This is a genomic window from Vicinamibacterales bacterium (assembly GCA_041659285.1).
Classification (GTDB): domain Bacteria; phylum Acidobacteriota; class Vicinamibacteria; order Vicinamibacterales; family UBA2999; genus 12-FULL-67-14b.
Window position 1 is genome coordinate 224,564 of the sequence record JBAZYO010000007.1, and the last position, 12,568, is coordinate 237,131.

Consider the following 12,568-nt stretch of genomic DNA (forward strand, 5'->3'; position numbering starts at 1 on the left):
CCTATTCCAGCTTGCGGCCACGGGTTTCGGGGCCCAGCCAGAGCAGCACGACCACCACGACGCCGGCCGACAGGATGCAGGTGAGCATCGCCGTCCTGAGGTCGGTGCCGCCGTCCTGCAGCGCGCCGATCAAATACGGCGCGAAGGAACCAATGCCCACCCCGACGTGATACGTGAACCCGGTGCCGACGCCCCTGGCCTCGGTCGGGAACCGCTCCGACAGGTAGCCCGGCACGATGCCCCACGCCCCCGAGGCGAAGAAGCCGATCAACCAGGCGCCAAGCAGCAGCGCCCACGCGCTCGACGCAAACAGGAACATCGGCGCGGCCAGCAGGCCCAGCACGACGCCGAGCGTGGCGGCGCCGCGGCGGCCTCCCCACTTCTCTGACAGCGCGCCCAGCGCCACGGATCCAATCAACCCGCCCGCATTCAGCAGCAGCAGGAACGCCAGCGGCTGCTGCTTCAACACGCCGAGCAACGTCGGATACCAGAACGTGGTGGACTGGTACATCGACACGAAGCCGCCCATCAGCAGCGAGGTGTGAATGGTCGCCCACCGCACGTCCTTGTCGAACAGGCGCGCGAGCGAACTGCGGGTGGCCTGCCCCTGCTCCTTCATCTGGCGACGGCGCTCGACCCACACCGGGCTCTCCGGCACCCGCCACATCAGGCCGAACACGGCGATGGAGGGGATCACGCCGGCCCACAGCATGATGCGCCACGCCCACTCGGGCCGGTCGCTGATCATCGGATAGCCGAGCTGATACACCAGCGACGACAGCAGGAAGCCGAACGAGTAACCGCCCTGCAGGATCCCCGAGGCGATGCCGCGATGCCTCGCCGGCCACTGCTCGAGCGCCAGCGGCATGCCCGCCGCCCACATGCCGCCCATGCCGATGCCAAACAGCCCGCGGAACGCGAACAGCATCACGTAGCTGGTTGACAGGCCGCTGAGGAATGCAAACGCCGTGTACCACCCGATCGAGAAGAGGATGGGCCCCTTGCGTCCGTAGCGATCCGCCAGCGTGCCGGCGCCAATGCCGCCGAACACCCGAAACAGCAAGGTCACGGTGCCGAGCAGGCCGGCCAGGGCGCGGTTGACCTCGAAGCTCCGCTGGATGTCGATCAGGACGAAGGTCAGGATGGTGAAATCGAAGGCGTCGAGCGTCCACGCCGCGAAGGTGGTGAGAAACGTCTTCCACTGCTGGCGGCTGACCTCGCGATACCACGGCTGCGACATGGCCAATAGCATACGAGTAGAATGCGCGGATGATTCGCTTGATTACGTCTCTGTTTGTCGCCGTGTTCCTGCTTGACGCCGCCCCGTCGATCGCGCTCGCGCAAGCGGCCGACGGTCCGGTCTACGTGGCGTACTTCTGGCGCGCGAAGCCCGGACAGGCCGACGCCTACAACGACTACATCAAGGGCACGGCCGAGAAGATCGACGAGGACGCGCGCAAGGCCGGCGTGTTCGAAGAGGTGGTGACCGTGACGCCGTCGCAGATGGGCACCTCGGTCACCATTGCCGACTGGACGCACCTGCGCATTTTCAAGCTGAAGAACCGGGCCGCCGCCGAGGCGCTCGGCAAGGGCCTCGACGAGGCGACCCTGCGCGTCGTCCCCGATGACGCCCAGCGCAAGCGCAACAGCGAGCGCTCGGCGTCCCTGCGCGACTTCGTTCGCCAGGAAGTCTGGACGGCGCTGCGATGAAGCGCCTGCTCACGGTCGTCCTCGCAATGTCGGCGACGCTGCTGTCGGCGCAGGCGCCGCGCACGCATCGCCTCGAGGCGACACCCGCGACCGTGGCCTACGGCCACTACTGGTCCGAGACCAAACCGGTCCTGACCATCGCCTCGGGCGACATCATCGACGTGGACACGCTGCTGACCTCGGTGCCGGACCGGCTCGAGAAGGCGGGCGTCCCCGCCGCCGGCGTGCAGGCCTCGCTGCGCGCGATTGTCGAGAACGTCAAGGACCGCGGCCCGGGCGGCCACATCCTCACCGGCCCGGTCTTCGTGACCGGCGCCGGGCCGGGTGACGCGCTCGAGGTCAAGGTGCTGTCGATCGACCTGCCGATCGCCTACGGCTACAACGGCTGCGCCGGCTTCATCCGCGACAACTGCGCGCCGGGGCGCGGGCCGACGATCATCCAGATGGATCGCAAGAACATGACGGCGACGTTCCTGCCGGGCATCGTGATTCCGCTGAGGCCCTTCTTCGGCAGCATGGGCGTGGCGCCGCCGCCCGCGCAGGGCCGCGTCAGCAGCAACCCTCCGGGGATCCACGCCGGCAACCTCGACAACAAGGAACTGGTCGCCGGCACCACGCTGTGGATTCCCGTGCACGTGCCCGGCGCGCTCTTCGAGATCGGCGACGGCCACGCCGCCCAGGGCGACGGCGAAGTGGATCAGACGGCCATCGAAACCTCGCTACGCGGCAAAGTGCAGCTGACCGTCCGCAAGGGGATGACGCTGGCCTGGCCGCGGGCGGAGACCAGCACCCACTTCATCAGCATGGGCACCGACGTGGACCTGACCGCCGCCACGCGCATCGCCATCCAGGAGATGGTGGACTTTCTCGCCGCCACGAAGAAGATGGACAAGCATCAGGCCTACCAACTGACGAGCCTGGCCGGCGACGTCGCCATCACCCAACTGGTCGATGGAACGATGGGCGTCCACGTCAAGATGCCGAAGAGCATTTTCAAGTAAGGTTCAGCACATGCGATCTCCATTCATGCCCTTTGTGCTCGCCGCAATCGTCTCGCTGTTGATCGGCGTGGGCGTGGCGATGGAGCCTTACTTCGCCGGCGATGTGCGCGTCGCGCGCGCGCTGCAATCGGCGACGCCGGAGCCGGGGTGGTGGGCCACGCCCATCAGCCGCCTGGCGCCGGCGCCGGCGAAGTACTACGTCATGGCAATCGCCGCGATCCTGGCCTTTGCGCTCGCCGGGGTGCGGGGCCTGCTGCTGGCCGTGGCCTTCATCGCGCTCGAGCAGTACGGGGCCGAGTCAACCAAGGCCTGGTTCGGACGGCCGCGTCCCTCCCGCGACCTGATTGCCGTGGTCGGCACGCCGAGCGGATTCACCTTCCCTTCCACGACCATCACCTTCTTCTCGGTGACCTTCGGCCTGGTGGCGGTGATCGCCGCGCGCGTGCGCAGGAAGACGCCGCTCGCCATCGGCGCGCTCGCCGCCGGATCGGTAATGCTGCTCCTGGGCTGCCTGGCGCGGGTCGCGCTCGGCGTGCACTGGCCCAGCGACGTGGCGCTCACCGCCATTGTCTGCCTGTCCTGGATCTGGGCGGCCTCCCGCCTCGTTCTCAAGCGGGCCTGAGGCCGTGATAGCCGCCCGGGCGCTGATCGCGGCGCTCTGCCTGATGTTCGCGCGCGAGGCGCAGGCGCACGCGGCGCCGTTCAGCTACCTCGACCTCCACCTGGATGCCAGCGGCGTCACCGGCACGCTGGTCGTGCACGATCTGGACGCCGCGCACGATCTCGAGGTGGCGTCGGCCGACTCGCTGCTCGAACTCGGCGTCGCGAGCCGCTATCGGGACGCGCTGGTGGCGCTGCTCGGCCCACGCCTGAACCTGGAGTTCGATGGCCGGCCCGTCACCATCAGGTGGGGCGGCCTCGATGTCGTGCCGGATCGGCAGAGCCTGCGGCTGGCCTTCACGGTGAGCGGCGGCCGGCCGGCGCGCGTCACCATTCGCGCCTATGTGTTCCCGTACGACCCGATTCACCAGACCTTCGTCAACGTCTACGAAGACACCGCGCTCACCCACCAGGCCATCCTCGATGCCACGCGGCAATCGGCGGACTACTACTCGGGCACGGCGCAGGGCCGCCTCGCAGTAATCAGGACGTTCGTGCTGTCGGGCATCCAGCACATCCTGATTGGCCCGGACCACATCCTCTTCCTCGTCGGCCTGCTGTTGCTCGGCGGCACGTTCAAGCGGCTGGCCTTGATCGTCACGGCCTTCACGATTGGCCACAGCATCACGCTGTCGCTGGCGGCGCTCAACCTGGTGTCGCCGCCATCCCAGTTCGTGGAGCCGCTGATCGCGTTGACGATTGTCGTGGTGGGCGCCGACAACCTGCTGGTGCTGCGCCCATTCGACTCGGCGTCCTCTTCAGGACGCCTTGCTCAGGGCAAGCGGCTGGGGCCACAGGAGGCCACCGACATTCGCGCCTGGCTGGCGGCCGGGTTCGGCCTGATTCACGGTTTCGGGTTCGCCTACGTGTTGAAGGAGTTCGGCCTGCCGCAAGCGGCCCTCGGCTGGTCGCTGTTTGCGTTCAACCTCGGCGTCGAGGCCGGCCAGCTGCTGATCGTCGGCGTCGTGGCGACGGTGCTGCTCCTGGTGCGCCGGCACAGCGCCGCGGCCGCGCGCCGGGTGGCCATGGCCGGATCGATCGGGGTTATTCTTGCCGGGCTGTATTGGTTCGTGGAACGGGTATTCCTGACGGGAGGCGCGTGATGAGACGAGGAATACGGCGAGTTCAATCGCGCACGGCGCGAAGGACAACGTGCCTAAGATCTACGCTGAGCTCGGCAAATAACGGTCGCGAGCCAGGAACCGGCCCGCAGTTGGGCGATGCCCCGGCTCGATCGCAGCTTGGCGGCGGTCTCCGCGATGCCGGCGCGATCGGCGATCTCCTTGAAGCTCAGGCCGAGGAGGTGGTGCTGGCTCAACGCGTCCCGCTTCGGCGCGGGCACCGTGGCCAGGGCGGCATGGTATCAGCGGGCGCCGTTCACGAACGGCGTCAGCACCGCGGTGATGAACTGGTGGGTCGGCGCCGGCACGCCCGCTTCCTTGCCAAGGCGCACCACCGCGCCGCTCAGCCAGGGCAGTTCGAGCCGGCGGCCGCGCTCGAGGTCCTCGAGCAGCGACGACTTCGAGTTGGCCGGGAAGTTCCGAATCAGGGCGAGGGTGTCATCGACCAGCGTCGGCGGGAACACGATGCCGCGGGCGCGGCCGACGGCGATGGTCTCTTCGATCGCCGCCATCATCATCGCGAACAGGTTCGGGTCTTCGCGAATCACGCCCATCGGCGACCGGGTGACCGCGGTCATGCCGCTCCACGTCGACAGGCGCACGAACTTGATCCACAGGTCGGTCTCGACGCTCGTGCTCGCCGTGGCCTGGAAGCCGGCGCGGATGCAGGCCTCTTCAAACGCCACCAGCCGCGGCGACCGCGATCCATCCGGCTCGCCGAACACCAGCTGCTGGGCGGCGGTGTGCCGCAGGTGGCCGGGCCGGTCGAGCACGATGACGATGTAGGCGACGCCGCCGGCGACGTGATCCGCGCCGACATGTTTCGCCACCATGTCAACGGCCTCAACGCCGTTCTGGAGCGTGATCACCACGGTGCCGGGACCGATCATCGGCTTGAGGGTCGCCGCCGCCGCGTCGACGTCGTACAACTTCACCGTGAACAACACCACGTCCACCGGTCCGACGTCTTCCGGCCGATCGGTCGCCTGCACCTTGGGCAGGTGCAGCGCCCCGTTGGGACTCTCGATGTGAAGGCCGCCCTCCCGCAGCGCGGCCAGGTGCGCGCCCCTCGCGAGAAAGGTCACGTTTTCACCGGCGGCGGCGAGCCGGCCGCCGAAATAGCCGCCGACGCCGCCCGAACCAAAGATCGCGATCTTCACAGTTTCACTGCATCCAGACTGACGACGGGTTCGTCGCCGATAACGGCCGCGTTGTGCACGGTGCCGCGCGGGATCTCAATCCAGTCGCCCGCGGTCAGCACCTTCATGTGCCCGCGCACGACCAGCCGGAAACGGCCAGAGACGACGGCGTCGATCTTGTCGACGCCGTGGCGGTGGTCGGGAAACACGGTGCCTGGTTCGTACACGTACTTCGCGACGGCGTAGCCCAGCGACTCGAGCTTGGCTCGAAGCGCGGCTTCGGTAGCCGGCCCGTCAGACGTGTTCCAGCGTTGAACGGCCACCCTACGCGCCGGCGGGTGGCGCCGGCATGCCGGGCACGGTCCCGCCCGACAGTTCCTGGTCGATCATCAGCAGCCCGACGCCGGTGTTGCCGGCCAACCGGATGCGGCCGAGCACGGCCCGCGCCGCGGCTTCTTCTTCCATCTGCTCGGTCACGAACCACTGCAGCATCACCACGCCCGGCCGGTCCTTGGCCTTCTCGGCGATCGCGTAGAGCTCGTTGATCGACGCGGTGACCTCCTGCTCGTTCTTCAGGACGTGCTCGCACAGCGCTTCCGCCGACTTCCACTTCATGGGTGGTGCGGCGATCGCCGGCAGCACGACGCTCTGGTCGCGCTCCACGAGGTGATCGATGATCTTCTGCGCATGCATCAGCTCGTCGGACGACTGCTTGCGCATCCACGTCGCAAAGCCCGGCAGGTCGTGTTCCGACAGCCAGATCGACATCGCCAGGTATTCGTGCGACGCGCGGAACTCGAGCTTGAGATGCTCGTTGAGGCCCTTCAACAGATCTTTCGTCATGGTCGCTGGCTTCTCTCGCCTTATGGCGTGATCGTGAACTTCTGGGGAGCCGAGGCCACCAGCACCTGGCCGGCCTTGCGGGCGCTGACCTGCCACGTGTGCGCTTCCGGCTCCAGCGCCACGGTGGTCGGCAGCTTGGCTTCGGTGGCCGTAAGCACCGGGCTCTCCCAGACCACGCGGCCGTCGGAGTTCGCCTGGATCTTCACGACGTAGCCGTCGGCGCCGTCAACCGCCGACCACCGGAAGATGTCGATGTGGCCGCCGCTGGCGCCTTCGATTGGCTCCAGCAGCGACAGGGTCGCCGCCGGCTTCGGCGCTTCGGCCGGCGCCGCGGCCGGAGCGGGCGCCGCAACTGGTGCGGGTGCGCTGGCGGGCGCGCCGCCTCCGCAGGCCACGGTGAGGGTGATCAGGGCAACGGGGACAACGCTCGCAACGATACGTTTCATGATGATCTACGCCGCGCGAGCTCGAAGCCCACGCCTCCAAGAATGACAAACAGTCCGGTTCCGGTCATCGCCAGCGGGAGTTGACCGTTGCCTCCGAAATACACCCCCGCGATCATCGACGCGGCGGCTGCCGACATTACCGCGATCACCGCGGCAGCTGATGGTTTGTTGGCCATGTACTTGATTCTATCCAATCGGCCGCACTAGCCGCCAATGCGGTCCGCGAGCAGGCCCACGGCCAGCGCGTAGGCATGGGCGCAGTTGTAGCCAAGGAGCACGTCGTAGTTCGAATAGACCAGGTAGCTCTTCTTCCCGGCGCGCAGCAGCGATGCCGACCGATCCACCTTGGGGAGGGCGGCGCCGGTCACCGTCCTGACCCCCAGTTGCTGCCAGCGGTTCAGGGGCACCGGCACGGTGAGCTCGCGGGACGCGCGGCAGCCGCTTTGCCGCAACCCGACCGTGTCGATCAGGCGATCCGCACCGCCGGCGGGCAGCTTCACCTCGCGGCCCCACGCCTGCCGCTCGGTCCAGCCGTAGGCCTTCATGTAGCTGGCAATCGAGGCGAACACGTCTGGCAGCGCCTTCCAGATATCGCGGCGGCCGTCGCCGTCGAAGTCTTGCGCGTGGGCCAGGTAGCTCGAGGGCATGAACTGGGTCTGGCCCATCGCGCCCGCCCACGAGCCCTTCATTTCGGCGAGGCTGATGTGGCCCTGGTCGATGATCTGGAGCGCGTCCATCAGCTCGGACGTGAAGAAGGCGCCGCGACGCCCATCCCATGCCAGAGTGGCCAGCGCCTGCACGGTGGGCCGGGTGCCGGTGAACCGGCCGAAATTCGACTCCATGCCCCACACGGCGATGAGCAGCGAAGTGGGCGGGCCGTACTTCCTGCTGACTTGCGCGAGCAGCTTGCGGTGGGCCGTGGCCTGCTCGCGGGCGGTGCGCACGAAGCGGCGCGTGAGCCGGCGCTCGATGTATTGATCAACGGTCAGGACGGTTTCGGCCTGGGTGCGGTCGCGCTCGACCACCACTTCGAGCGGCTCGAGGCCGGTCAGGGCGGCCTCCACGGTCGCGGCGCTCACGCCTTTCGCGAGCGCCTGCTCTTTCAGTTGCGCGACAAACGCCGGAAACTCCGGCCGTCCTTCCGGGGGCGACGGCACGGCGGCCTGCAGTGCGAGGGCGAAGGCCAGCAACAGCTTCAGGGTCGTCACCCTCTCACTTTACTTGCGGCGGCACATCTCAAAAGAGAAAAGGGCGGCACTAAAGTGCCGCCCTCCTGGCGAGCGCTGTGGTTAGAGCGCGTTACCGGCGGCACCATCGACGGTGATGGCCTGGCCGGTGATGTAGCTGCCGGCCTGCGAGGCGAGGAACACGACCAGGTTCGCCAGCTCCTCGGGGCGGCCGAGGCGGCCGAGGGGAATGCCGGCCACCGAGGCCTTGCGAACGTCGTCCAGCGGCTTGCCGCTCTTCTGCGCGTTGGCCTGATCCAGCTCGGCGATGCGCTCGGTGTCGATGCGCCCGGGCGCAATCACGTTGACGAGAATGCCCTGCGGCGCCAACTCGCGCGACAGGGTCTTGGCAATGCCCCAGACACCGGCCCGCAACGCGTTGGAGAGCGCCAGGTTCGGGATCGGCTGCTTGATGGACGAGGAGGCAATGGTCAGCACGCGGCCGTAGCCGGCCTTCTTCATTTCCGGCGCCGCCGCCTGCACGATGCGCGTGAAGCTGAGCAGGTTCTGCTCGAACGCCTTCTGCCACTGCTCTTCGGTCATGGCCAGCGTCTCGCCGGCCGGCGGGCCGCCGGCGTTGTGGACGACGATCTCCAGGCCGCCGTACTCGGCGACGGCGGTATCAACCAGCCGCCTGGCTTCGCTGGCGCTGCTGACGTCGGCCACCAGCGCCTTCACCCTGGCGCCGGTCTCGCGGCGGATGGTGTCGGCGGCGGCCTCAATGCGCGCCTGGTCGCGGCTGCACACCACGAGGTCGCAGCCCTCGCGCGCCAGTCCCAGTGCCGAGGCGTAGCCGAGGCCGCGGCTGGCGGCCATCACGATCGCGCGCTTACCCTTCAGTCCGAAGTCCATGTGTGTCCTTGAGTCAAAAGTCCAAAATTACGACGGCTTGCCGGTCAGCAGGTCCAGGCGCGCCAGGATGTCGTCGAGGTCCTTCAGCGTGTCGGCGTCGACCGGGGTAAACGGCGCGCGCACGCGCGAGTGCGTGATCACGCCGCGCAACTGGTAGATGTGCTTGCGCAGCGCGAGATTGATGCGCGGCTGGTTCTCGAAGCGGATGATCGGCAGGAAGTGGTAGAACACCTCGGTGGCGCCATCGACATCACCGGCGGTGAACCGCCTGTGGATGTCCACCAGGATCTCCGGGAACGCAAAGCCGGTCATGGTGCCGATGGCCCCGTGCCGGAGCTCTTCGAGGAACATCATGCCGCCGAGGCCGCCGAAGATCTTCACGTCCTTCGAGGCGGCACGGATCTGCGTGATCTTCATCGGCGCCGGCTCGTCTTCGAGCTTGAGGAACGCCAGGCGGGGCGAGGCGCCCAGCCTGGCGATCAGCTCAACGCTCATGGTGATGCCGCCCACCGACGGCGGGAAGTCCTGGACGACCACGGGGATGTCCACGGCGTCAGCCACGGCAAGGTAGTGGCGCTCGAGCGCGGCGTCGTTGGTGCGGGCCAGCTTCGGCGGCGCCACCATCACCGCCTTGGCGCCCAGTTCCTGCGCGCGGCGGCTGTAGGCGATGCAGCCGTCGGTGCCGGCGTGGGTCGTGCCGACGCAGATCGGGAAGCCGGCGCCGGCCGTCTCGATCACGATCGCGGTGACGCGGTCGCGTTCGGCCTCGGTGAGCTTGTCGGCCTCGCCGAGCACGCCGAGGATGGTCATGCCGTTGACGCCGGTGCCGCGCGTGAACTCGGTCAGCCGGCGCAGGCTCGGCTCGTCAAGCGAGCCATCAGGCTGAAACGGCGTGGGCGTGATGTTGTAAATGCCAGTCAGGTAGTCGAACATTCGCCTCGTACTCTACTTCGCGTCGGGGAAACGGGTGACGCGGTTGACGACGGGCGGCTGCGTCCGCAGGTAGGCGTAAATGGCCGCCAGGTCCTCGCGCGTCATCCCGGCGTAGGCGGTGAGCGGCATCACCGTGTTCTGGCGCCGTTCCGTCTCACTCAGCACCGCGTCCGACGGCGTTTCAAACGCCTTGAACTTGTCGATGAACTGCTGCTCGGTCCACGAGCCGATGCCGGTGTCGGCGTCGGGGGTGATGTTGGCCGCCCGCACGCGGTAGCCGGTCTCCAGGAATTCCATGCCGCCGGCGAAGTCCCTGCCCGGCAAGGGCTGCCCGCGATCGTCGATCGGCGTGTGGCAGTCAGCGCACAGCGCCGAGCGTGTCATGTAACGGCCGTACGCCACCTTGTCATCCGGCGAGGGCCGCGGTTGCGGAGCCCCGGGCGAGGGAATGGTCCGGACGATCAGGTTCATCGGGAAGTTCAAACTGCGCGCGGGCACCTGGTTCTCGAGCGCACGCCACGAGCGGATGTAGGCCAACACCGCGTGCATGTCGTCGGCGGCCATCGCCCCGAAGTGCGGGTACGGCATCAGCGGAAAGAGCGCCGTCCCGTCCTTCGAGACGCCGGCCGTCACGGCCCGCTGCAATTCCCCGTCAGTCCACGTTCCGATCGCCGCCGGGGTGATGTTCTTGCCGTACACGGTCCCGGCGCCGCCCAGCGGGAACTCCTGGCCACCGACGCCGATGCGGTCCGGCTTGACCGGGCCCGAGAACTTCGTCCAGTCACGCTCGCTGTGACAGGAGGTACACCCCGTGACATGGTCGCTCAAGTACTTGCCGCGCGCCAGCCGTTCCGGAGTCGGCTCCAGCGTCACCACCGCGGGTGGCGGCACCTTCGGGAACGCGAACATCAGGTAGCCGATCCCCGCCGCCGCCAGCACCACAACCAGAACGACGAGTCCGCCAACGATCTTGAAAATCAGTTTCATCATGATTTAGCGCTGCCCCGCGGTCGTGGCCGGTCGGCGCCTGGCGCGCTCGACCATGGCCGCGACGTCGGCCGCCAGCTTCTTCGCGTCGTAGACGATGCCGTCCTTGATGGTGTACTTGATGCCGCCGACGCGCTCGACCTTCCCGGTCTGGTCGTTCAGCTTCACCGCGCCCGTGGCGTAGAGGACCTTGAAGTTCTCGAGCGGGTTCTGATCCACCAGCACCATGTCGGCCAGCAGGCCCGGCCGGATGATGCCGAAGTCAATCGGCTTCCCCTTCGGTTCCGACAACGTCAGCGCGCCGTTCAGCGTCGCCGACCGGATTACCTCCAGCGGGTGAAACCCGGCCTCCTGCAGCATCTCGAACTCCAGGATGTAGCCGAAGCCGTAGGTCTGATAGATAAAGCCCGAATCCGATCCGGTCGTGACGCGGCCGCCGGCGTTCTTGAAGTCGTTGATGAACGACATCCACACCTGGTAGAAGCGCTTCCACTGGATCTCGTCCTCGGTGGTCCAGTTGAACCAGTAGGCACCGTGCGCGTTGCGGTTGGGCTGATAGAAATCCCACAGCGACGGCATGGTGTACTTCTCCTGCCAGTCGGCGTTGCGCATCCGCATCACGTCGCGGCCGGCCGAGTAGATGGTCATGGTCGGGTCGAGCACGAACTTGCCATCCACCCATTCCTTGATCAGCGCGTTCCACTGTTCGCTGCCGCGCGGGTGAATCTTGTCGTAGAGGCGCGCGACCTGGCCGAAGCGGTGCTGCTCGTCGTTGTAGTTCTGGTTCACCGGGAACGGCTGCACCGTGTAGTCCTTGAGCAGCGCCTCGAACAGGCCGTAGTAGTGGGTCAGCGTGCCAAGGCCGAGGCGCGAGGCATCGCGCGCGTTCATGCGGCTGACGCCCATCTGGTCGAGGTGCGCGGTCGAGCCGAGGTTGAACTTTTTGGCCTCGTCCAGCAGGGCCGCCATGATCTCGGGGTCCTGCGCGCCGAGCTTGAGGCCGTCGACGCCCTTCTTGGCGGCAAAGCGGACCCACTCGCGCGCGGTTTCCGGTGTTTGCGGACGCGTGCGATCCCAGCCTTCGCCGCTGAACGGGCGGTGGTACGAGAAGATGCGCGGCGCCACGATCTGGTTCTTCGCCGACAGCTCGCGCTGGTTGAGGTCCCAGTCCATCGACCCGCACGGCACGCCGCGCACGGTGGTCACGCCGTGCATCATCCACAGCTTGTAGACGTATTCCGGGTCGCGGGCCTGGCCGCCGCCGCAGTGCACGTGGGCGTCCACGAAGCCCGGCATCAGGAACATCCCGGTGCCGTCAATTTCCTTGGTGCCCTTGGCCGGGCGGTTCCGACCTGTGATCGGCACGCCGGGGAACCCGATGCTGGTCACTTCGGTGATGCGGTTGTCCTGCACCACGATGTCCATGGGCCCGCGCGGGGGCGCGCCGGTGCCGTCGATCACCGTGACCCCGCGGATCACCATGCGATCGAACGGACCCTCGCCGTCGCCCGGCTGGCGGGTCGGCGTCGGGCTCATCTGCTGGGCTGACAGCGATGCCGCGGCCACCACAAGGACCGCGCCAGTAAGAATTGAGCGCCACGTTCGCGACATTTCAGGCTCCTCCGGAAAGGCAAATTCTAACAGGAGAAG

15 protein-coding genes are annotated in these 12,568 nt (G+C 67.5%); 4 read left to right on the forward strand and 11 right to left on the reverse strand.

The features are described from left to right. Position 1: 1 nt before the first annotated feature. Positions 2–1,240: an MFS transporter gene (locus tag WC815_13575; GenBank protein MFA5909803.1), complete on the reverse strand. Its 1,239-nt coding sequence runs from the start codon at positions 1,238–1,240 to the stop codon at positions 2–4. Between the two features lie 29 nt (positions 1,241–1,269). On the opposite strand from WC815_13575, the gene WC815_13580 reads away from it, so the two are divergent. From WC815_13580 to WC815_13595, 4 genes are read left to right on the forward strand one after another with little or no spacing between them, the layout of a single operon-like run. Then, positions 1,270–1,710, forward strand: a complete 441-nt coding sequence (locus WC815_13580) for a hypothetical protein (GenBank protein ID MFA5909804.1) — start codon at positions 1,270–1,272, stop codon at positions 1,708–1,710. Continuing rightward, positions 1,707–2,711: an acetamidase/formamidase family protein gene (locus WC815_13585; GenBank protein ID MFA5909805.1), complete on the forward strand. Its 1,005-nt coding sequence runs from the start codon at positions 1,707–1,709 to the stop codon at positions 2,709–2,711. Before WC815_13580 ends, WC815_13585 begins: the two co-directional genes overlap by 4 nt. A 10-nt stretch (positions 2,712–2,721) precedes the next feature. Next, positions 2,722–3,333: a phosphatase PAP2 family protein gene (locus tag WC815_13590; GenBank protein ID MFA5909806.1), complete on the forward strand. Its 612-nt coding sequence runs from the start codon at positions 2,722–2,724 to the stop codon at positions 3,331–3,333. 4 nt (positions 3,334–3,337) lie between these two features. Next, positions 3,338–4,474 (forward strand): HupE/UreJ family protein, encoded by a 1,137-nt coding sequence (locus WC815_13595; protein MFA5909807.1) that lies wholly within the window; start codon positions 3,338–3,340, stop codon positions 4,472–4,474. Between the two features lie 260 nt (positions 4,475–4,734). Here WC815_13595 and WC815_13600 read toward each other — a convergent pair whose 3' ends face one another. The 10 genes from WC815_13600 to WC815_13645 all read right to left on the reverse strand — a co-directional run bounded on the left by WC815_13600 (position 4,735) and on the right by WC815_13645 (position 12,529). After that, the gene (locus WC815_13600) at positions 4,735–5,652 is read right to left on the reverse strand and encodes a 2-dehydropantoate 2-reductase (protein MFA5909808.1); all 918 of its coding nucleotides are present in this window, start codon (positions 5,650–5,652) and stop codon (positions 4,735–4,737) included. After that, positions 5,649–5,954, reverse strand: a complete 306-nt coding sequence (locus tag WC815_13605) for a cupin domain-containing protein (protein MFA5909809.1) — start codon at positions 5,952–5,954, stop codon at positions 5,649–5,651. Before WC815_13605 ends, WC815_13600 begins: the two co-directional genes overlap by 4 nt. 1 nt (position 5,955) lies before the next feature. Continuing rightward, positions 5,956–6,474: a ferritin gene (locus tag WC815_13610; protein ID MFA5909810.1), complete on the reverse strand. Its 519-nt coding sequence runs from the start codon at positions 6,472–6,474 to the stop codon at positions 5,956–5,958. 20 nt (positions 6,475–6,494) lie between these two features. Continuing rightward, positions 6,495–6,920 (reverse strand): hypothetical protein, encoded by a 426-nt coding sequence (locus WC815_13615; protein ID MFA5909811.1) that lies wholly within the window; start codon positions 6,918–6,920, stop codon positions 6,495–6,497. Continuing rightward, entirely contained in the window at positions 6,917–7,096 is a 180-nt protein-coding gene (locus WC815_13620) for a hypothetical protein (protein MFA5909812.1), read from the reverse strand. The genes WC815_13615 and WC815_13620 overlap by 4 nt, the downstream gene beginning before the upstream one ends. A 27-nt stretch (positions 7,097–7,123) precedes the next feature. Continuing rightward, complete coding sequence (locus WC815_13625) at positions 7,124–8,128, reverse strand: lytic murein transglycosylase (GenBank protein ID MFA5909813.1); 1,005 nt, start codon at positions 8,126–8,128, stop codon at positions 7,124–7,126. Between the two features lie 81 nt (positions 8,129–8,209). Next, positions 8,210–8,998 (reverse strand): SDR family oxidoreductase, encoded by a 789-nt coding sequence (locus WC815_13630; GenBank protein MFA5909814.1) that lies wholly within the window; start codon positions 8,996–8,998, stop codon positions 8,210–8,212. A gap of 27 nt (positions 8,999–9,025) precedes the next feature. Then, positions 9,026–9,931: a dihydrodipicolinate synthase family protein gene (locus WC815_13635; protein MFA5909815.1), complete on the reverse strand. Its 906-nt coding sequence runs from the start codon at positions 9,929–9,931 to the stop codon at positions 9,026–9,028. A gap of 12 nt (positions 9,932–9,943) precedes the next feature. Beyond that, positions 9,944–10,921, reverse strand: coding sequence for a hypothetical protein (locus WC815_13640; protein ID MFA5909816.1), 978 nt, complete (start codon positions 10,919–10,921; stop codon positions 9,944–9,946). A gap of 3 nt (positions 10,922–10,924) precedes the next feature. Continuing rightward, positions 10,925–12,529, reverse strand: coding sequence for a hypothetical protein (locus WC815_13645; protein ID MFA5909817.1), 1,605 nt, complete (start codon positions 12,527–12,529; stop codon positions 10,925–10,927). Between the last annotated feature and the right edge of the window lie 39 nt (positions 12,530–12,568).